This is a genomic window from Candidatus Tisiphia endosymbiont of Melanophora roralis, assembly GCF_964026575.1.
Lineage (GTDB): Bacteria > Pseudomonadota > Alphaproteobacteria > Rickettsiales > Rickettsiaceae > Tisiphia.
In genome coordinates this window covers 834,113-859,240 of the sequence record NZ_OZ032161.1, presented here as the reverse complement: position 1 = coordinate 859,240, position 25,128 = coordinate 834,113, and the positions used below count along the sequence as shown (strand labels likewise).

Here is a 25,128-nt window from a genome sequence, read left to right as displayed (position 1 = left end):
AAGTCATTTTTCACTTTTGATGCCATCCCTGTGAAAGTGCATAGACGTCAGTTTAAGAATTAACCGTCATTGCGAGAGTCGCGAAAAAGCGGCGACGTGGCAATCTTGTGAAGGAGGCCTTGCTTAATGAAGATTGCCACAGTGCCTAACTGTGCTTCGCAATAAAGTTGCAGTGGCAAAAAATAAAACAGCAAGCTATTTATTTGGATCGCCACGCCACTTTGTGGCTCGCGATGACAACTATTTATTTCTGTAATTTAGTAATGTCATTGCGAGGAGCCGCAAAGCGGCGACGCGGCAATCTAGGATACGCGAAGCGTTACTCTAAAAAAACAGTTTCGCTGTTTACCTAGATCGCCACGGCATCTAAAGAGCCTTGCTATGACGATTATAGAAAAATTTAGGGTACTATGGCATTTAAGCTTGGTTTGTGGTTTCATTTTATCTATAGGCTTTGCTCCATCGAATTCAAGTTATAAATACAAAAAACTTCTTAATAAAAATTTGTATAAAATAAAATAATACCACCATGCACGAGCATATAACTAAACTCAATAGCATAGAATTAGGCAATTTATTTTCTATAGAAAATATTTTAGAATTATTATCAATAGGCTTATAAATAAATATTATCAGCTTTGCTAAATACAGTGCAGAGAATAGCGTACTTAAAGCTAGTACTACCATAACTAATATTTGATTTTGTTCTGCAGCAGCTAACATAATATAAAATTTACTAATAAAACCACCAAAAGGAGGAATGCCTATTAAGGATAAACTGGCAATGAGTACCATAAAGCTAGTTTTGGGCATTTCTTTAGCAGTACCTATAAGATCAGAGACTTGATTGGTATTCTTTAAGCTATAAATACTTCCCATCCCATAAAATAAACAGATTTTAGTAAATGAATGTGAACATAAATGTAGGATAGCAGCTCCCATAGATTTTGATGTAAACATGAAGCTACTAAGTAAAGCTATAGATAATTGGTTAATGGTAGAATAGGCTAAGATCTTCTTAATATTATCGCTCTTTAATGCTTTGAAAGAACTATAAATTATAGTTATAATTGGTAAGAAAATAACCCAGTTAAGTTCTACAAAAAGAGATTGTAAATATTTAAGACCAAAAATATACATCAGAATTTTATAAATGCAAAAAAGTCCAGTTTTAACAACTACCACAGCATGTAGTAAGGCACTTACTGGGTAATGTGCTACCATCGCGGCTGGTAACCATTGATGTACAGGAAATAAAGCTGCTTTTGATATACCAAAAATAAACATTAATAACAAAATTATTGTTTGATTCTTGGAGAAATAATATTTGATAAAACCTTGCGATGTAAAATCTCCATGACCTGCTTTAGCATAAATAATTATTAGTGCTGGCAAGAATAGTAATGTCCCTGAAATCATTAATATTTTTAAATATTTATAAACCCCTGCCATAACTTTATCTCCACCACTGTGACCAATTAGTGAAGCAGTTGATAATGTTAATAGTTCATAAAAAATAAACATAGTAAAAAGATTCGAAGATAATGCTGCCATCCCGCCAAATAACACACTTAGATTAAGGAAGAATAGAAAACGACTTGAATTATCGATATTATTGATTGCCAAATATTTGGTTGTATAAATTAAAGCACAAATCCATAAAAAGCTCAGCAAAGTTAAAAAAATGAGACTGAGTGCTTCTAAATGCAGCCCTATAGAAAAATTACCATATATGTTTATTGACAGATTTGCTTTTACGCCTTTCAGAAACAACCAGTCAATAATTAAAATATTGACAAAAAAGAAGCTGCTAATGGTAATTAATAAAGAGTTACGGGTGTTATTATTACTATTACTGATAAGGGGAGCTACTAAATTTAGGATAGCTAGCAGTAAAGTCGATGAAATCAAAAAACTAGGGGTAATAGCAGAATACATTACTGCTCTCCGAGTGGCTGTAACTCAGGGGTATTTGAACTTTTCCCGATGTTGTGTCTGCAAGCGATGGAAGCACTATATCTCATATCGTTTTCATGACTCCTAAAAAAGGTAAGAATATTGGTAGAAAAAATTGCATTATACTAATAAAAATTAGTCCACAATACTTAGTGTTCGATTTTAATTGTGTATAATCGTAGTGATCCCAACATAGTTTTTTGGCAATTTTATAATGATAAAGTAACGACATAGCAGAACTTATGACAACAATAACAAACTCTAACCACATATTTTCAACAATCAACAACTCGAAAATACTAATCTTAATGAAAAACATACTACTTATTGGTAAACCACAGCTGTAAATTAGACTAAAAACTACCAAAATACGCCATAACATACTAAATGGTTTCGAAATATCAGAATAAGCAATGAGCAGAAATAAAGCAATCTTGTTAAGGCTATCAGCAAACAAAAAGGGAAATAACAGTGATTCACCTCTAGGAATAACTAAAAGCAAAAACATATAACCAATTTGCACCGCAGAAGAATATATAACAATATTTCTGACTCTTTGGCTTCTGCAAGCAAAATATGTACATAAAATAATAGTTGCCAAAGCTATTAAGCTGATAAAATTTGATAGATACTTAATGATCACATTGTAATCAATAGTAAAATGAATGAACCTCAAGATTATATAAATACCAATTATACTGGATATACTAGCAAGATATGTCAGAATAACAGGAGCAGCTGAACTATAGGTCCTGATCATCCAAAAATGCATAGGAAAAAAAGCTGTTTTTAGTATAGAGCCAATGAGAAAAAAACTAATGCCTAGCATCACTATTTTGGAGTCATAATGCGTCTTAAGAAGCGTTAGATATCTTGCAAAATTCGCTTCTGCTGAGGAATTTAAAGGAGCCACGGAACGCAGAACCGGAGCGACATCCAAATTACCAGCAGAAGTAGAATTTTGCAAGATATCTGAAACATCTAACATATTAAGGCTGCCTGTGCTGCTTAATAAAAATCCAATGCCTATTAATATCAAAGTAGCCCCGACAGTACCAAGCATAAGATAATCGAAAGCACCGATAACAGCCCTAGGATTATTGCCCTGTGCCATTAATACATAGCTACTTAATGAAGATATTTCAATGAATACATAAAGATTAAAGAGGTCATTAGTACTTACAATACCAAGATAGCCGCTATGGGCAAATAATAAAACTGCATAAAATAACGATTGTCTTTTTCTATCAAGAAATCTAAGTATGGTATTTGTAACCAATTTGTTACAAAAGATTAGAAAAAATAATAATACGCAATTAATATAGATAATTATAGGTTGGTTCAGATAGTCTAGCCGATATTCAATACCTATAGGGGCATGCCAATCACCAAAATTATATGATACGCCCTCTTTATTAATTACAGATAAACCGTAAATACTTAAAAATAAACTTAGTGCAATCGATATAACTGCTATAATTCGAGTAGCTAGCCTATAGCGAAAAGTGAGTATTGAGAATAACGCTCCAAAAAATGGTAGCAATACTTGCAGAGCGGGAAAATGTTTAATTAATGTCATTCACTTCGATCATTAGTCGTTTCGCTAAAATTAATCTCACCTTCTGATATAGTATTAAATTGCTTAGAAATACGGTAAATCAAGCTAAGACCTAATGATAAAGTAGCAAACCCAACAACAATAGCCGTGAGCATTAACACCTGAGGGAGTGGACTTGAATAGCTATGTAGTATTGTACGTTCAATTGGTACAATACCTCCATTTACCTTACCAAGCATAAGGTAAAAAATTAGCACCGAACTTTGCATTACACTAAGCCCAATAATTTTACGAACATAATTATCACTAGTTAACATTATAAATAAACCACTAACTAACACTAACAGTGTAAAAAAATATAAAATTTTTGAGATATATATAGTTTCTAAAAACATTATTGCTTAACTTAATTAATAGACTTCCTGCATATAGTTAACCCGAATAACATTACACCAAATTCACAAACGTCATTGCGAGAAGCTAGTTTAGTAGCGACGAAGCAATCCATAAAAGTAACCAAAAATGGATTGCTTCGTCGACTCACGTTTCTTCGCAATGACACCGGTTCACTATGGCTAAATGTTAATCAGGTTAACTATTTAGCTATAAGTTTAATACGGCTTAAATGCTTCATTAAACACACATACTATTTTTTTACCATGACGTATTGACAGCTTGTGAAATACTTGTTCAATAATCACCATATTAGCGTTATCTTGTGAGAGTCTATAATTTACCATCGACTCTCTAAGAGCTTCATCAACTGCAAAAATAGCTGGTAACTCAGCATTTTTATCTCTGAATTGTAGGTAAGTATACACTCCATCATCAAAAATTTTAATTGGTGCAATCGATTCATTACCACTTATGGAATAATTAAAATTATATTTTTCAGGATGCGATAAATCAAGGTTAGCTGAAGATGTAACGTAATTTTGTAAGTGATCTCCAGAATTCTCATCATCAGGATAAATAAACCTTAAATTAAAAACCATATCTGGATCCCTCATATCTAAGGCTTCTGTAGCATATAGTTCAAAAAAGTAAGTTCGCTTATTAGTAATAAGCGTCATATTAGTTGTAGCATCTTGTTCCATCGGTTTAATGAAGATCCTATGACCCGCTGGTACTATTTGCCAAGAAGTGGTGTCTCCCATGGAAATACTAACTATTTCTTCATCTTTTGCTAGCTCTATACTAGCCTGATAACCATAATATCCAGTAAACTTAAATACATCATCAGGACTATAAACCATTACCCTAATTCTACTATCAATCGGCATTGGTCTAGATTCCCTAACGGCTAACGCAGTATTTACAAAAAATACTACTACAAAAAATATTATTAGTTGCTTCATCTTATTTTTTTACTTTTATCTTCTATTAACTTAAGTTTGTAACCAGTGACAGCAAAATTAAATCTTGAGTTAGGCGGTAGATGTATATTAATTGCATCTATTTCAAAATTTATTGTAGCTTGCCACACCATATTTTCTAAAATATCATTAGAAGCGTTTTTTGCCAAAGATGTAAATGTAACTTCAGCCTTATTATTTTTATGATAAACCACTGATGATATATTAACAGAACGCTTTAAGGACTTTTGGTAACGCATAACTGGAGACAATGGATTGTCAATATTCATAAAATTGGCAAATTGTCTAAATATTATACGCGTAGAGTTATTCTGCATAAATATATACTGAGGACGAAGTAAATCATAGTCATATGATTCTCTATGTATAACGTAATTTCTAATCATAATATCTGCAATAGAATTAATTGCATTATGCTTAATATGATTAGCGTTAGTTATTGTTGCACTTTTAAGGGATTTAGCACTAATTGCGTATCTCACCTGACGCTTTACTGGTAATAAAGTCTCAAAATTAATCACCACACTTAGAAATAATACAAAAAGAACTACACTAAATATCAACAAAAATGTTCTGTGTACAAGTGGATATATATATTTAAAATTATACCATCTTTTAGCATCAACAAAATATTCACCAGACTTAATATATTCTTGAACAGAACTTAACACCTTATCCATTAGCTTTAAAATAATTGCTTACCTATATCGGATTCTAACACATATTAGAAAAGATGTTATAATTTTTTATAAAAATTATTCTTTTAGCCTGTGCAAAAAGCTAATTTTGTGTCTACAATACCAATAAAAATCGTATTAAGAATAGTCAAATTAAAAAGAGTATTTGACTCAAGAAATGTTTGTTGTTATAAGCTCTGTGTATACTAAGTGTACACTTATACACTAGTATTTAATGATGGGGCGTAGCCAAGTGGTAAGGCAACGGTTTTTGGTATCGTCATTCGGTGGTTCGAATCCATCCGCCCCAGCCATTCTCTGATTTCAGTGCATTTTGTGAACATATCAAACGGTGGACGCAAGGTATAGTCTAGCTTCTGACCGTTTAGTTTGAGGTTCTTCTTTACTAACTTCACCACCAAGTCTTAAATCAATTAATGAATCTAGCTTGCTTTCGATCTCTGTATGTTATTTCTTTAGGTAAACAAAGAATATGCAAGAAATTCTAACTAGGAATATGCGTTTTTTCTTGCATTTTACGGGAGATCCATACAAGGTTATGTTATAAATATTGGTCATTTTAGAATGTTATTGATAGATGTAAGTAAAAAATGACTTGTGTGAGATACGAGAACAATTTATAGGGGAATAAAAAAATTAACTTTTATATTTAGTAACATATTTTATTATGCTAACTCCTATGTAAAATAAAGGAGTGCTACATATTGTGAAGAAAAGTTTAAATGAATAGCTGTTCACTATAAGTGACCACATACGATCTATTGGTAGCACTCCAAATATACTCATGAAGCTAATAACAATACAAGTATCTATAAATAGCGAAATTGCTGTACTGCCATTGTTCCTAAGCCATAGCCATCTACCATGAGTGACTTTACGTATCCATAAATAAATTGTAATATCAATAAGTTGAGCAGTGTAACAGGCAATAATTGAGCCTATGAAAGCAATACTATATAACCCAAAAACCTTATGAAAAGTTATATTATCGATTTTAGACCATTCTGTGGCATTTAACCTATCCATTATTGCTATAATTAATACAACAATTATATTCATAGCTAGTGCAAGTTTAACACAGAAATTAGCTTTGGTTTTCCCATAAAATTCAACAATTAAATCAGTAAGTAAAAATGTTAATGGGTATGTTATCGCGCCTACAGAAAGTTCAAAAGTATAAAAAGGTAATATTGGTAAGAAAACAAACTTTTGATATATTAAATTACCTATTACAATGAGAATTGCAAATAATACGCATATAGTAATATAAATTTTTTCATCTATGGTCATGTTTTTGGAATCATAAATTAAGAATATTTTGAGTAAAAACTATAATTTAAAATAAATAAGTTTACCTAAAATTCAACTTATAAAATTATTTATATATGGTAAAGCTTGTTGTATTATACTGCTTGTAAATGAAGAGTTGGTAGACGATAGAATCAAAATCAACAAGTGCTAGGAGTGTTCAAGCCGAGGAGCACAGCGTACATTAGTACGTGAGGAGTGGAGATCATAAAGTACGACGACGTGATGATTAGTTTTCGGAAATGGTATAAGTCCCGTAATTAAGGTTAGTTCATTAGACTTCTTTCGAAACTCTACTTCTGCTGGTGATTTGTACGTCGATGCGGTACTCGAATCCTCACGTACATTAGAGTACGCTGCGGTTCTGCGTTCCGCGTCTCCTTCAAATCCCTCAGCATAAGCGAGTTTCGAAAGAAGTCTATTAGATATCTTGCAAAACTATACTTCTGCTGGTAATTTATTCATGCTTCCGGTACTCTGCTCCTCACGTACATCATCGTCCGCTGCAGGTCGAGATTCTGTGGCTGCTTTAACAACTTCATCATGCTTCGGCTTCTTTGTAGCCATTGTAATAATTTATTATGAGTTTTTTTGTTTGCTAGGCTTGAGTACCAAACACATTAGGTTGTATATGTTTACTCTTAGTAGGTATAATTGCCTATATACTTGTTCAATAAATGATTTTCTAGCAATTGACAAGCTTATTTTTATTTGTTAGCATCAAAGACTACCATAATATTATTTTAAAAACAAATTCACTACAACTAGAATATCAAATATGCAATCTCAAGATACTAACGATTTACGTAAAATAGCTGATATTATTAGTACTAAGCTAAGTGAAAATGATATAGCAGCAACAACATATTATAGATTAAAAGACCCTTGTTCTGCCTTAAATAAGATGATACTAAAGACTAACGAATTAACGGATCTAGTGGCTTTTAGATTTATAGTTGATAAGCTAGAATATTGTTATAAAGTGTTGGACATTATCTGTGGCATCTATTCTGTTAAAACAACAGAGAAAAAGAACTATATTGATTATCCTAAAGATAATGGTTATCGTTCCTTGCATATTGTTACGAGTGTCGGCAACCCTAAACGTGATGTGGAAATGCAGGTACGAACCAATGAGATGCATGATATGGCAGAATTTGGTACAGCAAATCACGATGAATATAAAAAGACGCAGGCAGCAAAGATAAGAGAGTTACTGCCTACTGGTATATTGAATGTAGCTGATATTAATACTGAGCTAAATAAAGCGTACGACATCTTTACCCATTTTAATTGGACTATACAAGAACTTATTGATTATGAGCAAACAATTATAAATCTTTATCGTATTTATCAAGACAACTTGCGTAAAGTATGAAGTGCATAGTGTTATTGAGTAACTAAAATATGTGCTTAACGCGAATTCGGGATAAGAATTAACTAATTCTTATCCCGAATGGGGGTATATGCCCAAATTTTTTTGGGTTAGCTATAGCTTCAAACCATATTTGGCTAGTAAAGATGAAAGCTCTAATTTTATACTATTTAGTTCTTCCAAACTATCTGATTCATATCTAGCAATAATTTTAGCTTCAGTATTCGAAGCTCTTAGTAACCACCATGCATACCTTTGAAATTTACTGGCTTGAAATTCATTGGGCATATTATGTGAGTCAACCCTTATACCATCAATATCGTTGAAACTAATATTTCTGCTGTTTAAATCCTCTTTTATTTGCTGAATAATATCAAATTTAAGGTTATCTGGTACAGAAATCTTAATTTCAGGGGTACTATAACATTTAGGTAACTCATCTATCATATCGTCCAAAGTTTTTTTTGACCTTGATAATAAATCAACAAACCGTAGGGCGGCATAAATTGCATCATCATATCCGTAATATTTATCAGCAAAAAATATATGACCACTAGTTTCACCGCCAAGTAACGCCTTAGTTGTTTGCATCTTATCTTTGATAAATGAATGACCTGTTTTCCACATTATCACGTTTCCGCCATATGACTTAATCTGATTAAATATGCTACTGCTTGATTTGATATCCATTATAATAGTTGCATTTGGATTTTGATCAATTACATCCTTTGCTAATATACCAAGGATTTGGTCGCCTAAAATTATTCGTCCTTTCTTACTTACAATGCCTATACGATCTCCATCCCCATCGAATGCAATACCAATATCGCAATCCTGAGTCTTAACTATCTCTATTAGTTGTTCTAGATTCTTGGGAATAGTTGGATCTGGGTGGTGATTAGGAAAATTACCATCAATTTGTGAATTTATAACGATATTTTTGTTAGGTAATCTTAATGCTAATAAGTCAATAATATTTCCAGCCGCACCATTGGCAGAATCCCATGCGACTTTTATTTGAGGAGCTATAGTTATTCCTTGCAAAATCCTATCTAGATATTTATCGGTAACATTTAAATTGCGTATATTACTTAGTGCTAGAAATTTTTTTGGTATAATAAGATTGGTGGACCAATCTTGGCTTAGAATATTATTCAGTAAATCTTGTATTTGTTGGTCGAAAAAAGGCTTGCCTTGTGATAACAACTTAAAGCCATTATCATCTTTGTGGTTATGGGATCCTGTTATCATTATGCTAGCTTGTGGCTTAAATATTTTATCAGCAAAATATAAAACAGGGGAGGGGACAATACCTATTGAGCTAACCTTCCCCTTAGCTGAAATAATGCCATTAACCAAAGCATGGTAAAGGGCAGGGGAGCTTAATCTACCATCACGTCCTATAAATATTTCGTTCCCTTGCTTGGATATATGCATTTTGGTAAAACAAAAGCCAATTTTATAAGCAATAGTTGGATTAATATCTATTAGACTGCTGCCACGAATGTCGTACAGTCTAAAAATTGTTCTATTTATTTCCATTGTTATTATAATTGAGTATACTTACAAAACTTGAAATATTGATTATATTATAAATGAAAATTTTAGCATTTGATACGGCAAATAATAGTGCATCTGTTGCAATCTCTGAAGATCAGGTTATTCTAGCCTATATTGAGGAATTAAGGTCTTCTATGCAAGCTGAAACTATAGTGCCAATGATTGAAGAAGCATTGAAAATAGCAAAGCTTTCTTATCATGACTTAAATTATTTGACCGTTACAAACGGCCCTGGCAGTTTTACAGGCATTAGAATAGGGCTATCAGTGGCAAAAGGCATTTTGCTAAGTACAGATATAATAGGCACTACTATATCTAATTTTGAGTTTTCTTGGTGGATGGCTAGCAGGCAAGTAAAAAATTATAATAAAATTTTTATTTTTCTCAATGCATATAGAGGGCAATTATATAGCCAAGTTTTTGACCAAAATGAACAAGCTTCTATTCCATCACTGATAAATTATGACCAAGCTGTGGAGTTATTAAATACAGAAGATGCTACTATTAATGTCTGTGCAGGTAGCGGGGTAGAGATGATATACGACAAGATTAGGGATATAAAAAATTTAACAATTTTACCTCGTTTTACTAGAGTTAAGGCACTGCATATATGTAAATATATAGCCGATAAAATAAGGAAGCACAATTTCTCTAACTCCATAGAGCCGTTATATATTAGACCAGCTGATGCAAAGATTAGAGTTCTTACATAATTCTACTACTACAAACCTCAGTTTTGGATTAAAATTTTTAATTTTAATCCAAAACTGGCTATAACATCAGAAAAATGCATTCTTGAAGCGGCTGGTACGAATGCATTTTAATCTATTATCGCTAATAATCTTATTTTTATATCAATAAAAATAAGATTATTAGCAAATGAAATATTTAACAATCAGGCGTCAAACCGCTTTAAGCCTGATTGTTTACTTTCTCATTCCAATTTCGGATTAATGAAATTAATCCGAAATTGAGGTTGCAAGAAGTCTATTAAAAATTTCTTAACCTCTTCCTTTACCTTCCGTCTTTTCATTATGTGGAGGTGGTGACGTTGGTGCTTTAGATGACATATGTGATTTTGCTTTTTGCCCAACAAATTTTGCTTCATTCTTCAATTGTTCAGCCAATGGTAGTTTGCTCTTGTCATCAGAATATCCATGCCATTTGTCTTTTAAATATTCACAAATTCTTTTAATAAAATTTTTCCTTGGTATTATCGTATTCGATGATTCAGCTCGATCGTTTACTAATTGCTTAGTAAATTTCTTTACTGTATATTTATTTGGATTATCGATAAACTTATTTAACTGTTCCGCAGCTTTTTTAGCAATGTCATTAATGGACTGTGAACTTAATTTCCCTGTCTTTGTATCTTTTTGAGTTTTGATTGCTTGATCAATTCGCTCTATCAATATGTCAGATAAAGCCTCTGTAGCACCATTTGCTTTTTTAAATGTGCTTATTGTTTGCGGCTTTACTTCTTCATCTGATATGATTTTTGCAACTCTTTCTTTCATATCTGTTTTATATTGTTGCTCATTAAGAGGAACAGTTAATAACTCTCTCGATAAACCCTTATTACTATCAATAATTGCTTGAGAGTCTTTTTTCTTACAATTTGTTTGGATTGCTTGTATATCACTAATAAATCGATCAGCAATCTTACCAGTGCCGGCTACATCAATTACTACTTGCGGTGTTAATTCATAATCTCCTGCTTTTCCTAACGTAGCGGTAATATTTACAGCCATATAATCTTGGCTATTAAATTCCGTACCCATCATCTTCCTAAGGTCACTATCTGGCAAGAAAGCATCCATACTACAATCAAACATGATATTTTGTCCACCGATATATGATACGTTATGATCTTTATCTATAGTGATCTTGGACATACTGCCATTTCTTAGCCATTCACTTCCAGGATCATATCCATAGTTATCAAATGCTTTTAGTTGCAACTTAGAGAATCCAACTATAGCACCAGCTATACTACCTTGGTGATTTGCAGCTAAAATATATTCTGTTTGTGTTTTTGATAAATGATAATCCTTTGTTAATATATCATGCATATCTTGATAAGTTACCTTATGGTCCTGACCTTTGGCTGACTTACACTTAGCTAGTAAGTCTACTAGCTGTCCATCTTGGGTTTCAAGATAAAAGACACCACGTTCTATATCCTTGTTAACCTGTTTTTCACTAGACCTAGGATTTTTTTGATAATCTTTGTCATGTTTAGGATCAAAGGACTCTGCTATATATTGTAAGTCTTTATCTATATTTTGTGCAGCATCATCAGATGTAAAACTATGTGATTTCATAATATAATATCTCCTTAGTTAACTTGCATGCAATAAACTAGATTAATAAACTAGTTTTCAATAAGCTTTTTCCACATTGACTATGATAATAGGTGATTTATTTATCTCATGTTTCAATGTTTTACGAATAGCTGACCTTACAGCATTCTCAATCTGTTCATTGAGAATGCTACCTTTTGATTTTCTCTGAATTTCTATCGTTTCAGTAATATCATCTTTAATCATATTAATTAGCTGTGCATCATCGTCAGAGTCAAGAAGCCCCGGCATAGATAAAATAGGTCTGCAATTAAGGTTACCATTTTTATTTATTACCAAACTTGCCACTACTATACCAGAATCACGCATACGTCTACGAGTTCTAAAAATTGATGATTCTGCTGGTAAAAGATAATTGCCGTCAACGGCTAAATAACCTGTTGTTACCTTGGATAAAATACGAGGATTATGAGGATCAAGTAATAATAAGCTACCATTTTCTACCTCAATAGCGTGTTTTATACCATTTTTACGAGCTAATTTTGCTTGCTCATGTATATGTACCGGCTCACCATGCACTGGTACACAAATCTGAGGTCTAATTAGAGAGTACATGTGTTTGAGTTCGTCAATTGCTGGATGCCCAGAAACATGGACAAAGTGATCTCGTTCAGTTATCACTTCAACTCCTGACCTTACAAAAATATTAAACATACGGAAAATTTTCTTTTCATTGCCGGGAATAATTTTTGAAGAAAATATAATTGTATCTTTAGGAGCTAACTTTATACTATGGTGACTATTATTTGCCATTTTTGCAGTAGCTGCTAGAGGCTCACCTTGGCAACCAGTAGCAATAACTAAAAGTTCTTGCCTTTTAAATCTTGCTATATCTCGTTCATCGATCAAAGGGGCAATATCTTTCATATAACCACTTTCCTGTGCTGCAAGCAAAATTCTATGCAAACTTCTTCCCGATAGGACAACTTTTCTTTTTGCCATCTGACCTGCGTGAATTAGGGTCTCAAGACGAGCCAAATTTGAGGCAAAAGTTGTTACCACAACCATCTGAGGACAACCTGCGATAATATCTACTAAACTTTTACGTACGTCTCCTTCCGAGCCAGAAGTTCCTTCATTAAATACATTAGTTGAGTCACAGACTAAAGCTAGAACCCCTTCATCACCATAAGATTTTAGTAGAGCTTCATCAGCTTTCTTACCAAGTACCGGATCATTATCAAATTTCCAGTCTCCTGTATGGAGAATATTGCCAGCTTGTGTACGTATCATAATCGCCTGCATTTCTGGAGCTGAGTGGGTTAGCGGTATCATCTCTAGTTGGAATGGATCAAGATTTATTTTTGCCGAAGGCTTTACTTCATGAATTTTTATAGTTTTAGCAAAATCATATTCTGCTAATCTAAGTTTTAGAAAATTTGCTGTAAAGGTAGTGGCATATATTGGACATTCTAGGCTACTCCACAAATATTGGATTGCTCCCAAATGGTCTTCATGTGCGTGAGTTAGAACTAAACCTACTAGATCTTTTTTATAGCGTTCAATAAAGCTAATATCAGCAATTATCATGTCAACACCTGGTAAATAATCATCGGCAAAACCGCTACCGCAATCAACCATCAACCATTTTCCTTGATAATGATATAGATTGACATTTATGCCTATTTCATTTGCACCACCAAGTGGTAAAAATAGTAAATCATTTTTATGGTTTTTAATGTTGAATGACATATTAACTTCTATATTATGTAGGGTTTGAGTATACTTTTATAACTTATTTTTGGCTTGTAGTCTATGATTAATACTAATTTAGTTTATACTAGTATATTCACCTTTGGTATAGTTTCATTATTAACTATACTATTTCCTAATTTGGATATAGATTTCTCAAAATTATTCTACGACAGCAATAATGGATTTATCTATCGTAACAATAATATTATACAATTATTATTTGAAGTTATTCCCATATTAACTAAACTACTGACTATAGTAATATTATTATACCTACTTTACTTAATTGTTAAGTACAAAACTTTTAATAGGCTTATTATTTCAGGAAGCATTTATATAATTTTATCTACAGCAATAGGTCCTGGGCTACTAGTAAATTATATATTTAAAGAAAATTTTGGTAGGGCTCGTCCGCTGCAGATTAAAGAGTTTAATGGTACAAAAAATTTTACTAGAGCCTTCTCAATCTCTAATGAATGTTTACATAATTGCTCATTTTCATCAGGCCATGCAGCTATGGCGTATAGCTTAACTAATCTTGCTTATGTTGCTCCTTTGATATTTTTCTCAAGAATTTACAGTATTACATTGATTTTTGGTACATTAGTTGGACTAAGTCGTATATTAATGGGAGGGCATTTTTTAAGTGATGTACTGGCTTCTTGTGTTGTTATATTAACAATTAATCATTTATTGTATTTATGTTGGCAAAAACTAAAATTAATTTAAATAAAATTGCGATTGTTTATAATAGTTCTACAAAATCATTAGGACTAGTTAGACAGCTTGAACTAGTTTATAAGTTTTGTAAGGTAGAAGAAGCAGAAATAATTGTTGTAGTTGGAGGGGACGGGGAATTACTACATGCGATACATCGTTATATGCATCTTGATGTTTCTTTTTATGGAATTAATTCTGGTAACATTGGGTTTTTAATGAATCCAGTTATTGTTGAAAAGTTAATGGATAATTTACAAGAATCTATAATTTCTCATTTATACCCTTTAAAAATGCAAGCAGAAAGCATAGACAATAAAACCTATACTGCCCTAGCTATTAATGAAGTATCAATATTTCGTAAAACCAACCAAGCTGCTAAATTCAAGATCGAAATTGATCAAGTTGAGCGTATGAGTGAATTAGTAGCCGATGGGGCAATGGTTGCAACCCCAGCTGGCAGTAGTGCGTACAACTTATCTGCTGGAGGTCCTATTTTGCCACTTGAGTCAAACGTATTATGCCTCACACCAATTTGTCCTTTCCGTCCAAGACGCTGGCATGGTGCGTTACTACCATTTTCTACTACTATAAAGTTTGAAATCTTAGAAAGTAATAAAAGACCAGTAAATGCAGCTGCAGATTTTCAAGAGTTTGATAATATTAAGTCAGTATTAATTAAATCTGTAAAAAACAAGAAAATAAAGTTATTATTTGATAAAAAAAATAGCCTTGAAAATCGAATTATTAAAGAGCAATTTAATGAGTAATTCACCTTACGTATAACATTTAAAAGTTATAGGGAGAATAGCCTAGAGCTATTAGCGAGGAGTCACTTTGGTCATAACTGTCAAAAGTTAGTAAATACAGTTTCCCTATACGTCTATTAGCGAGCGAATGTACGTGAGCGTGGCAATCCATGAAGCTTGTCATATAGATTACTTCGTCAACCTACGGTCTCCTCGCTAATAGACGATTTTTTAACTTTCAAGTAGTTGTGGGTTGATGTCATCCCAGCTTTCGCTGGGATGACATAATGGCGGTGACATCCCCCCTAATGGCGATGATTAATTGAGCCTACTATATAATTTATTACATCGATACTTGAGGTTAAAAAATAATTTTTATCAAAACTAAAGATTATTTCTCCCTTTTTTCTTAAAGCTTTGTTATAATCACCTAGTTAACCTGAATTTGATAGTAATAAGTTAATAAATTTAATATGAGAATAAATGAATAAAGAATTTGTAAGACATTTCCTAATAGGCTTTTTTAGTGTATTTAAAATATCTCAAACGACAGTAAGAAAAAAGCCAGAGATAGATTTACTTGAATACTTTATTAGGGTAGAAAAAGATATTAATTCAACATTTCAAGAAATAAGAAAAGAATATGAAAGATAGTAAAAGTTTTTTTGCTAATAACAATAGGTTGAACAAAGGATATTTAAAAGTTAGTAATCCTAAGGAGTCTGATAATAGCTTCTATAGTAAGAAGTTTGCACATGTTTTGCCACCTGTAGATTTAATGGCAGAATATGAAAATATTTATCCAGGAACATTGATAAAGCTAATTGCCATGGCAGAAAAAGAGCAAGTACATAGACATCAGATGGATATTAAAAGTATTGAGGTTTATGAAAGCGTAACAAAAAAAGGTAGAATAAGTAGTATTATATTCATGATAATGGTCTGTATTACTACTGTAGTTTTGGCTGTGTTGGGGCATTTTATGATTGCCAGTATTTTCACTGTTTCAGTATTGTTAGGCATAGGAACTGGAGTATTCTTGTCTTCTGCTAAATTTACTAAGCGGAAAGACTATACTAGAAGGTGAAATTATATAAGAATTTTATAATAATTGAGTAAAGATTATGAGTAAATTACAAAAAGAAATGCAAGAAAGGCAGCAAAGTCCTTTTAAATATGTGGTTTTTAGTGGTGGTGGAGCTAAGGGGGCTGGATATTCTGGTGTTTATGAGGGCTTGAATGAATCTAAAGTAATTGAAGGAGTAGAAGCAGTTGCAGGATCATCGGCAGGGGCAATAGCTGCTGCAGTGACTGCATTTGGTATACCACCTAAAGAATATGAAGCTATTTCAAAAAATACAAACTTCAAAGATTTACTTGGGACTCAAGGATTTTCAATTGGTCCGGTGCCGCTTAGTAAAGATGGTACTCCATTATACGAGCTTGTAGATAAGACTATAAGAAAAGGTGCTTATAACTTTTTAAAGGGCAAGAATTTTGTGGAACTTGCTACAGTGAGACATGAAAGGATTTCAGAAGAACTGAGAGAGTTAGACAAAAAAAGGCAAGATCTTTTAAATAAGATTGAAACATTAAAACAACAAGATGATAATAATAGTCAGCAGATTGCTGATATAAATGAAAATATTCGAGGTTTAGATTTTCAGGAACAAGATTTTAAAAAACAATCCAAGAAAATTCAAGCTATAATAGAATCTAATGGTAAAGAATTCATTGAATTAATAAACAAATGTCAAAAGGGTGGTGAACTCCTTTTTAAGGATTTAGCTCTTTTAAGACTTCTTGATCCAGTGCAATTTAAAGACTTATTAATTACTGCAGTAAGGCGAGATGATAGTACTTTACAAATTTTTAGTGCTGAAAATACTCCTGATGTTCCAATTGCTAGAGCTTGCCATGCTTCCGCTTCTCTTCCTTTAGTTTTTCAACCTGTAAAAATTGATGGTGTCGAGTATGTCGATGGGGGGTATAGAGACAATACTCCTATAGGCTATTTCCCTGAAAATGACAGTAAAGTCGATGTTGCGGAAGAGTTGGATGGTTTTGAGAATGTTACCCTAGCAAAAAAGCAAGGTAGGGTTTTAGCTCTTGCCTTCGGTAGTGGTATGGATGATTCAGCAAATATTGCTATATATAGTGCCAAGAATTTTGAAGGTCCAAATGTCCTAGTGAAATTTTTACTTGATGTAGTATATAAAATGCTAGCTAAAGTTGGTGGAAATTTTATATACACAAAAACTAATGAAAAGACTTTTGATGATTTACGTGAAAATGCATTAAATACGGTTACATTAGATACTCAAGGTATATCTACTCTCAGCTTTGATGATGCTGAAAAATATGCAGGTTATTTACATATTAAAGGTCGTTTTCAGACTTTGGAGTATTTAGATAATTTTGAACTTGGTAAAGGGGTAGATAAAGCATTTGAACAACAAAAATTTTTCCTAAATGTTTATGAAGTTTATGATAATGAAAATTTGAATAAAACTTTTTTTAATAAGCTATTAGATCATATAGCTCCAGCGGAAGAAACTAAAAAAAAGAACTCTTGGCAAGATCGTGATGTTATGCGAAATCATCAAGACAAAGCTGACACATTGTTATCTTTTTGTACGGAAGAACGCTGGAAGGGAAAAGATAACAAGGCTGTATTAAAAGAGTATGTAATAGTTGCAGCAACTGCACGCAATAATGAACTTAGAAATGATACCAAGTCTATAGAATCACTGATTAAGACCTTAAATAATCCAACAACACCGAGTAAAATTAAAAATGATTTTGTAGAATTATTAGCTATTGATAAAAAACAAGATCAGAGATTTGATACAAGTAAAAGTCCAGCAAAGAATATTACTGAATTTAAGTTTACAAAAGAAGATTTTAAAGATTTTCTAGGTAAAAATAAAAGTGAGGCATTTCGAGTTAGTAGTGGAGGAAAGGGAGTAGGGCAGACTAAGGGGGGATGATATACTCAAATGATCCTACGAATTGGACTTGAAAATGAATGGTGAGCATGCTAGGTGTACATATAGTCATATCTTTACCCATAAGTTGTAAGTAGTAGAAGAATAGTGTATAAATATCAACCAAGTAAACAAATAATAGGTTGATAAAAGAAGATGCTAAAGTGGATAGAGAAAGAACTAGAATATGTAGATTTGGGAGATGAGCATTTAAATGAAATTAATAAAGGTATATTATGTTGGAAGTAGTAAATATAAACGAGTTTAAAGCGGACTTAGAAAATTTTAGAATTGAAGAACCCACTGATACAAGTAATTTATTTTCAAGTTTTAGCTCTAAGAAAGATTTGTTAGATGCAATAAAGACAGGTAATGTTGAGAAGTGTGAAACGCTTTTTAAGAGTCATTATGATATTAGTTCTCTTTATGTTCTTAGCACTCATCATGTTAGAGATTGTGACGTATATGTGTTTAGCTATATTCTCAGTGAGTTAATTAAAACTGCGGGATTCAATAGTGTAGGATTTCTTCAAACTTTAGGGAAAGCTATAGATGATCCAAATATTAATACTGGAGCATGGTTGTATCTCTCTGTAAGCAGCTATGATAGCCTGCCTGAGTGTAACCCTTTATTAAATGTCCTAGAAGTCCTAGAAAAAAAATTTAAGAATATTCGCAGTGAGACCAAGTATCTTGTTGAGCGTAATAGTGTAGCAGGATATTCAATTTTTTCAAAAAATGCAACAAAGGACACTGAATCAAAATCCATTACTTCAGATGAAAATTCAGATATTGCTGCTAATACAATGTTAAAAATAGCGGACTTAGAAAATTTTAGAATTGAAGAACCCACTGATACAAGTAATTTATTTTCAAGTTTTAGCTCTAAGAAAGATTTGTTAGATGCAATAAAGACAGGTAATGTTGAGAAGTGTGAAACGCTTTTTAAGAGTCATTATGATATTAGTTCTCTTTATGTTCTTAGCACTCATCATGTTAGAGATTGTGACGTATATGTGTTTAGCTATATTTTCAGTGAGTTAATTAAAACTGCGGGATTCAATAGTGTAGGATTTCTTCAAACTTTAGGGAAAGCTATAGATGATCCAAATATTAATACTGGAGCATGGTTGTATCTCTCTGCAAGCAGCTATGATAGCCTGCCTGAGTGTAACCCTTTATTAGAAGTCCTAGAAAAAAAATTTAAGAATATTCGCAGTGAGACCAAGTATCTTGTTGAGCGTAATAGTGTAGCAGGATATTCAATTTTTTCAAAAAATGTAACAAAGGACACTGAATCAAAATCCATTACTTCAGATGAAAATTCAGATACAGTTTATAACAATTGTGACCCACAGCAAGCTGAATCGCTTCCTATTGCAGGTGAAATTGATACAGTGTCTGAAGATTTTTTATAATATAGTCATCATTGTACACATCATATCTTTACACGCGAATTCGGGATAAGAATTTGTCAATTCTTATCCCAAATTCGGTAAAATTATTGAAACAATCAGATTTGAGACGGCTCTGCATCTGATTGTTAAATTAATATTTTGCTAAAAACATGATTTTAAAAGATTAAAATCATGTTTTTAGCTTTAGAAAGGTTTAAAATGCATTCGCAAAACCGCTTTAAGAATGCATTTTTCCTTGTATTAAAGCCAATTCGGGATAAGAATTAACTAATTCTTATCCCGAATTGGGGTTTTACCCATAAGTTTTTAAAAACCTGCCTTAGTTTCTTGCCATCCATTAAAACTGCCATTTATGCTACTACTTGGTTTATTGTTAAATTGTGATATACTGCTCGTAAATGAAGAGTTGGTAGACGATAGTATAACTTCAAGAAGAGCTAGGCAGTAGCAAAGTCGAGCGGCGTAGCGTACATGAGTAACGGAGCAGCGCAGATCTTTGGTCGCGGGAACGCCAATTCTTGGAGTTCACCGAGTATACCAAATCTAAAAATTAGTTTATATAAAAATTAGTCATCTTCTCGGATATTAATTGGCAATCATATTTTTCTAAAATATCTTGTCGAATTTTTTTACCTAGGTGTTTTCTAAGTAGAGGCATAGTGATTAATAGCTCCATAGCTCTTGCTAAATCTTCTGTATTTTGCGGTTTAACTAATAATCCGTTTATTTGGTCTTGTATTAATTCTCTACCACCTGGGACATCAGTAGTAATAATGGCTCTACCATATGCCCCAGCCTCTAAAAGACTACGGCTTAGCCCTTCACGGTAGGAAGGTAATGCTGCAATATGTGCTTTTTTCCATATTTTTTCTATATTTTTCTGATAACCAAGATATTTGATATATCCTAGATTTTGATAGTCTTCTAATATTGATTGTGCTATTGATTGCTTATTATCTTTGTCAGGTTCGCCAACTAACCAAAACTCAGCATCTATACCTTTTTGTTTTAATATTTTTGCAGCATATATAAATTCATATATACCTTTATCAACAATCATTCTAGCTACCAATGCCACCACTATTTTACTACCTAGTGGTTCTAGAAGAAAAGGAAACTTTTCAGTTTCTATACCAACGCTGCATTGTTTAACAATTAAATTTTTGGGTGCTATAGCTAATTTTACCAGTAAAGCTAAATCATCATCGTTTTGTACGACAAATAGCATGCTTCTATAATATCCTATTATGGATATTATTCTAACTATAATGCTTCTAACTAATCTTAGCAAAAAATTACTACTTATAAAAATTAAACCCATACCAACAAAAGTGTTAATAACTTGCGGTAAACTCTTCTGTTTTGAGCATATGCTACACAAGAAGGCAGTTATACTCCCATAAAAAATTGGTTTTATAGTAAAATTATGCAATATATCCGGTTTCTCTTTATTTAATATGCTAATTAACTTGCTTAATAATACTAAATCAGTAAAAGGGTTGATACTTCCACGCTTTATTGAAATTGGAATTACTCGTAAACCATGCTGTTCTATCTTATCTTTAAATTCACTAATATCTGTTAACACTTTAACTTCATAGCCTTGCATTTTAGCGGTTAAAGCAATTGGCAGAAGATGGGCATAAAAGTGCCAATCTGTATTTGTGAAAATGATAATTTTTTTCATTTGCTTTTCTTAATAATAATTCTATAAATAATACCATAGAGCAAATACCCACTTAATTATATCATAAAAATTAACTGCACTAATACCATATGTCAAATTATTTAGTCACTGGAGGTGCTGGTTTTATCGGTTCACATCTTGTTAACTTACTAGTAAAAGAAGGCAATCAGGTTGTAATATTAGATGATCTTTCAACAGGTAATTTCAATTATTCGTTTAATAAAAATGTTGAATTTGTTCAAGGGAATATCTTAGATCAAGATATTTTAGAAAAACTATTTAGAAATATTGATGGTTGCTTCCATCTTGCAGCGATAGCAAATGTACAGGAATCAATTGATAATTGGTATCACAATCATCAAGTGAATTTAACGGGAACTATTAATATATTCCTTCAGGCAAGTAAACAGAATATACCAGTTATATATGCATCATCTGCTGCTGTTTATGGTACAGTAAGTGACTTTCCTTTACAAGAGAATGGTAAGGTAAACCCGCTTTCTCCTTATGCAGTGGATAAATTAGCCTGTGAGCTGCAAGCTAAGGTTTTTGGTGAGCTTAAATCTCTTAAAACCTGTGGCTTACGCCTTTTTAATGTTTATGGTAAAGGGCAACTTAGAGGTTCTGATTACTCTGGTGTAATATCAATATTTAAACAGAAAGTAGAAGAGGGTAAGGAGCTGGTTGTTTTTGGTGATGGTAATCAAAGTCGTGATTTTATACATGTTTCAGATGTTACCAATATGTGTGTTAGAGCCTTGTCTATTGCGAGTACCTCAGCCCCTGTACTAAATGTTTGCACGGGACGTACCTACTCTATAAACGAACTTATTCAACTAATTAATAAGATTGCTATTGTCAAAGGGATAAAATATCTACCAAGTCAGGCTGGGAATATAAATATTTCTGTTGGCAGCACAGAATTGGCTCAGCAACTTTTAAATTATATGCCAGTATATGGGTTAGAAGCTGGATTATTAGAGTTATTTAGTGTAAATTTATGAATTCAAAAGAAACCCTGATTTTAGTATCTGATGTTAGGGGATGGGCTTTTGATAACGTCGCTCAATATGTTCAATCTTTACTAAGTGACCAATATGATTGTCATATTATTTACAGCTGTGATTACAAAACATATAAGGATTTTTTAATCAAATTAAACCAATATACTTCTATTAAATTAATACATTTTTTCTATCGTGGCTATCTGACAGAATTACTAACAAGTATAGCAGATAATTCTAGTAATAGTAAGGCTACAGGAGAAATATTATTAAATACTACCATTACCACTAGCATACCTGATCATCTATTTATTGAAAGTGAAAGTGAAATATTAAAAAATTTACCAACTTTCCAATTTATTGATAACTACTACACTACTTCTAAAAGATTATATGATATTTATGCAAATATCATAGATTATCCAAAGCCTTGGCAAGTAATTTATGATAATGTACTAATTCATAATGCGGAATCAAGTCATGATGAAGATCATGCAAGTTTAGTTGTAACATGGATTGGTAATAGTTCTTGGGGAAGTTGGCATAGTAGTACTCCTGATTATAAAGGTCTAAAAACAGTAATTATACCGGCACTAGAACAGCTTGATAAAGATGGAATTCATATCAAAAGATGTATAGTGGATAAAAATGAGCGAATACGTTCTAAACAAGAAATTTGGGAGATTTTAAAAAAAACAGACATTTTGCTAATAGCATCTGTGCAAGAAGGAACGCCGCTAACCATCATTGAAGCTATGGCATTTGGTTGTGCAATTATCACTACGGATGTAGGTATTGCTAGGGAGGTGTTACCTGAGGTGCAGCATGAATTTATAATTAACAGGAATCATACAGGATTTATAAATGCAATAAAAAAATTAAATGTTGAAAGGGAACTATTAGCAAAGATTAAACAACAAAACTGTTTATCTTATCAGGAAATCTTTGCAAATAAAACTCAAATGCAAAACTTATGGTATTCATTTATAGAAGACTCAGTAAACAATCATACCAAAAAACAGATATTACAAACAAAACAACAAATTTTAAGAAATATAGAGCTTGTTAATAATAAAGATTCTTCCTTTGTAACGTATAGACTGCTCTCAAAAATCCTTTTTCCCCCCTTTCTTAAAGAAATAGCACGATTTCTTCTAAAATATTCTTGGGTTAAGTTGTCTGTTAGACGAATAATTACTATGTTCTATTCTTTTTTTTCAAAAAATGACTATGATAATTTTAAAAATTTTATAATCAAATATCAAGGACAAAATCAAGATCGATGTCATTCCAGCAACGGTGGAAATCTAGATCCGCTGCCTCTAGGACAAAAAGATATTGATGATATTTATGTAATTTATCCTAGCATTTTTCTTGGAGTTGCTAATTCCACTAAAGGATTATTTGATAAAACAATTCCTTTTCCTATGGGGAAACTCAACGTTTTGATAAGTTATATTAACTCATATTTACCTGACAAAGTTATTACTCAAATAGCAAAATTACTTATAAAGACAGGTATTAAAAACTTAATTATATCTGGAGGGCTTGATGTTCATATTCAATTAGTAGAGAAGCTACATGAAATGAAAGGGGATAATTGTTTAAATATCTACTATTTATGGCATGGTTCTCCTGCCCAATGGGTAAATATTGGTCATTGCCAAATTTTTTATAGATGGTTGAATTTATATAAGCAGCATAAAATTAAAGCCATTATCACTCTGAAAAGTGGTCTAGAACAATTTCTTATAGCCAATGGTGTACAATCTTATCTATTACAAAACTTCATACCATTGCTGCTAGACAAAAAGATAATTTCCCGAGAAACTTTAAATTTACCTGGTAAATTTAAAATTGGTATATGGAGTACATCAAACATATGGATCAAGAATCTCTACCCTCAATTTGCGGCGATAAGTATGTTTAAAGATCGAGTTTGTTGTTATACTAATTTCTCTTTTGATAACAATAAATATGCTTCTTGGATGATGGAAGATGTAGAACTTAAAGTTTTTCCTGAGAATTTACCACATAAAGAATTAATAAAATTGATAGCAAATACTAATTTAACTTTATACATTACTAATTCGGAATGTTCCCCTATGATAGTTTTAGAAAGCCTAGGTTTAGGAGTGCCTTGCTTAGTTGGTCCTACAGCGGATGTTTATGATGATGAATTTTTACGTGATATGTTAACGGTTAACCGTGTTGACTGTCCGTTAACTATATTTAATGCCGTAGAAAAGGTTCAACAAAATATTGATATAATTTGTTCTAAGCTACCTGACTTCATTAAAAAATATAATGAAAAAGCTCTTGTTTTAAAAAACTCTTTGCTGACAGTTATAAAAGATAATCACAATACTACAGTGTAGATTTATAGATCTTACTATAGTCAATTGATGAGAATTTGGTGATGTCGTCTTCGATCGCTCGCCTATTATCTATAGGCTTCGCTCCATCGTTCCTAGCATCAAATTTTCCTGAATTTACTATACTTAACTTCAATCACACTGGTTAATTTAATAATGAAGCTAGTAGTACTATTGATTTTATGCTATATTATCTTTAATATTAATATACTCTTCTGCTCCTACGAAGTTTTTTGAAAATATCATGGATTCGCAACTATACTATATGTACGCTACGCCTTTTCACTATTCATTTTCAAATC

21 protein-coding genes and 1 tRNA gene are annotated in these 25,128 nt (G+C 32.2%); 11 read left to right on the top strand and 11 right to left on the bottom strand.

The genetic code is table 11. From position 1 onward, the window contains the following. Positions 1–468: 468 nt before the first annotated feature. From AAGD53_RS04205 to AAGD53_RS04185, 5 genes are all read right to left on the bottom strand, one after another. Positions 469–1,938: a proton-conducting transporter membrane subunit gene (locus tag AAGD53_RS04205; RefSeq protein ID WP_341762307.1), complete on the bottom strand. Its 1,470-nt coding sequence runs from the start codon at positions 1,936–1,938 to the stop codon at positions 469–471. Positions 1,939–2,020: 82 nt separating this feature from the next. Further along, positions 2,021–3,535: a proton-conducting transporter membrane subunit gene (locus AAGD53_RS04200; protein WP_341762306.1), complete on the bottom strand. Its 1,515-nt coding sequence runs from the start codon at positions 3,533–3,535 to the stop codon at positions 2,021–2,023. After that, positions 3,532–3,888, bottom strand: coding sequence for a Na+/H+ antiporter subunit C (locus AAGD53_RS04195; protein WP_341763417.1), 357 nt, complete (start codon positions 3,886–3,888; stop codon positions 3,532–3,534). The genes AAGD53_RS04200 and AAGD53_RS04195 overlap by 4 nt, the downstream gene beginning before the upstream one ends. 237 nt (positions 3,889–4,125) lie before the next feature. Next, the gene (virB9, locus tag AAGD53_RS04190) at positions 4,126–4,872 is read right to left on the bottom strand and encodes a P-type conjugative transfer protein VirB9 (RefSeq protein WP_341762305.1); all 747 of its coding nucleotides are present in this window, start codon (positions 4,870–4,872) and stop codon (positions 4,126–4,128) included. Next, a complete protein-coding gene (locus AAGD53_RS04185) occupies positions 4,869–5,570 on the bottom strand; it encodes a VirB8/TrbF family protein (RefSeq protein ID WP_341762304.1) in 702 nt (233 codons plus the stop codon). Before AAGD53_RS04185 ends, virB9 begins: the two co-directional genes overlap by 4 nt. Positions 5,571–5,806: 236 nt before the next feature. Between AAGD53_RS04185 and AAGD53_RS04180 the strand changes: the two genes are divergently transcribed. Further along, positions 5,807–5,881: transfer RNA gene (locus AAGD53_RS04180), tRNA-Gln, on the top strand. 343 nt (positions 5,882–6,224) lie between these two features. On the opposite strand, the gene AAGD53_RS04175 is transcribed toward AAGD53_RS04180, so the two are convergent. Both AAGD53_RS04175 and AAGD53_RS04165 read right to left on the bottom strand, forming a co-directional pair. Continuing rightward, positions 6,225–6,878, bottom strand: coding sequence for a queuosine precursor transporter (locus AAGD53_RS04175; protein ID WP_341761044.1), 654 nt, complete (start codon positions 6,876–6,878; stop codon positions 6,225–6,227). 456 nt (positions 6,879–7,334) lie between these two features. Then, a complete protein-coding gene (locus AAGD53_RS04165) occupies positions 7,335–7,463 on the bottom strand; it encodes a hypothetical protein (RefSeq protein ID WP_341762303.1) in 129 nt (42 codons plus the stop codon). Positions 7,464–7,674: 211 nt separating this feature from the next. On the opposite strand from AAGD53_RS04165, the gene AAGD53_RS04160 reads away from it, so the two are divergent. Then, positions 7,675–8,274: a bifunctional (p)ppGpp synthetase/guanosine-3',5'-bis(diphosphate) 3'-pyrophosphohydrolase gene (locus AAGD53_RS04160; protein ID WP_341762302.1), complete on the top strand. Its 600-nt coding sequence runs from the start codon at positions 7,675–7,677 to the stop codon at positions 8,272–8,274. Between the two features lie 111 nt (positions 8,275–8,385). Here the strand turns inward: AAGD53_RS04160 and AAGD53_RS04155 are convergent, their stop codons facing one another. Then, entirely contained in the window at positions 8,386–9,813 is a 1,428-nt protein-coding gene (locus AAGD53_RS04155; RefSeq protein ID WP_341762301.1) for a phosphomannomutase/phosphoglucomutase, read from the bottom strand. Between the two features lie 53 nt (positions 9,814–9,866). On the opposite strand from AAGD53_RS04155, the gene tsaB reads away from it, so the two are divergent. Beyond that, a complete protein-coding gene (tsaB, locus tag AAGD53_RS04150; protein WP_341762300.1) occupies positions 9,867–10,544 on the top strand; it encodes a tRNA (adenosine(37)-N6)-threonylcarbamoyltransferase complex dimerization subunit type 1 TsaB in 678 nt (225 codons plus the stop codon). Between the two features lie 288 nt (positions 10,545–10,832). Here the strand turns inward: tsaB and AAGD53_RS04145 are convergent, their stop codons facing one another. Both AAGD53_RS04145 and AAGD53_RS04140 read right to left on the bottom strand, forming a co-directional pair. Next, positions 10,833–12,155, bottom strand: a complete 1,323-nt coding sequence (locus AAGD53_RS04145; protein WP_341762299.1) for a hypothetical protein — start codon at positions 12,153–12,155, stop codon at positions 10,833–10,835. Positions 12,156–12,212: 57 nt separating this feature from the next. Continuing rightward, positions 12,213–13,886: a ribonuclease J gene (locus AAGD53_RS04140; protein ID WP_341762298.1), complete on the bottom strand. Its 1,674-nt coding sequence runs from the start codon at positions 13,884–13,886 to the stop codon at positions 12,213–12,215. Positions 13,887–13,949: 63 nt separating this feature from the next. Between AAGD53_RS04140 and AAGD53_RS04135 the strand changes: the two genes are divergently transcribed. The 6 genes from AAGD53_RS04135 to AAGD53_RS04110 all read left to right on the top strand — a co-directional run bounded on the left by AAGD53_RS04135 (position 13,950) and on the right by AAGD53_RS04110 (position 19,760). Continuing rightward, the gene (locus AAGD53_RS04135) at positions 13,950–14,618 is read left to right on the top strand and encodes a phosphatase PAP2 family protein (RefSeq protein ID WP_341762297.1); all 669 of its coding nucleotides are present in this window, start codon (positions 13,950–13,952) and stop codon (positions 14,616–14,618) included. Continuing rightward, positions 14,609–15,376: an NAD kinase gene (locus AAGD53_RS04130; protein ID WP_341748486.1), complete on the top strand. Its 768-nt coding sequence runs from the start codon at positions 14,609–14,611 to the stop codon at positions 15,374–15,376. The genes AAGD53_RS04135 and AAGD53_RS04130 overlap by 10 nt, the downstream gene beginning before the upstream one ends. A gap of 462 nt (positions 15,377–15,838) precedes the next feature. Beyond that, complete coding sequence (locus tag AAGD53_RS04125; protein WP_341762296.1) at positions 15,839–16,009, top strand: hypothetical protein; 171 nt, start codon at positions 15,839–15,841, stop codon at positions 16,007–16,009. Beyond that, positions 15,999–16,442, top strand: coding sequence for a DUF2335 domain-containing protein (locus AAGD53_RS04120; RefSeq protein WP_410521091.1), 444 nt, complete (start codon positions 15,999–16,001; stop codon positions 16,440–16,442). Before AAGD53_RS04125 ends, AAGD53_RS04120 begins: the two co-directional genes overlap by 11 nt. A 37-nt stretch (positions 16,443–16,479) precedes the next feature. Next, positions 16,480–18,345, top strand: a complete 1,866-nt coding sequence (locus tag AAGD53_RS04115; protein ID WP_341762295.1) for a patatin-like phospholipase family protein — start codon at positions 16,480–16,482, stop codon at positions 18,343–18,345. 233 nt (positions 18,346–18,578) lie between these two features. Then, positions 18,579–19,760 carry a hypothetical protein gene (locus AAGD53_RS04110; protein WP_341762294.1) on the top strand — a complete coding sequence of 394 codons (1,182 nt, stop codon included), beginning with the start codon at positions 18,579–18,581 and terminating at the stop codon, positions 19,758–19,760. A 550-nt stretch (positions 19,761–20,310) separates the two neighbouring features. Here the strand turns inward: AAGD53_RS04110 and AAGD53_RS04105 are convergent. Further along, positions 20,311–21,447, bottom strand: coding sequence for a glycosyltransferase family 4 protein (locus AAGD53_RS04105; protein WP_341762293.1), 1,137 nt, complete (start codon positions 21,445–21,447; stop codon positions 20,311–20,313). Between the two features lie 89 nt (positions 21,448–21,536). On the opposite strand from AAGD53_RS04105, the gene AAGD53_RS04100 reads away from it, so the two are divergent. Beyond that, positions 21,537–22,451, top strand: a complete 915-nt coding sequence (locus AAGD53_RS04100) for an NAD-dependent epimerase/dehydratase family protein (protein ID WP_341761032.1) — start codon at positions 21,537–21,539, stop codon at positions 22,449–22,451. Continuing rightward, positions 22,448–24,829 carry a glycosyltransferase gene (locus tag AAGD53_RS04095; protein WP_341762292.1) on the top strand — a complete coding sequence of 794 codons (2,382 nt, stop codon included), beginning with the start codon at positions 22,448–22,450 and terminating at the stop codon, positions 24,827–24,829. Before AAGD53_RS04100 ends, AAGD53_RS04095 begins: the two co-directional genes overlap by 4 nt. Positions 24,830–25,128 lie beyond the last annotated feature (299 nt).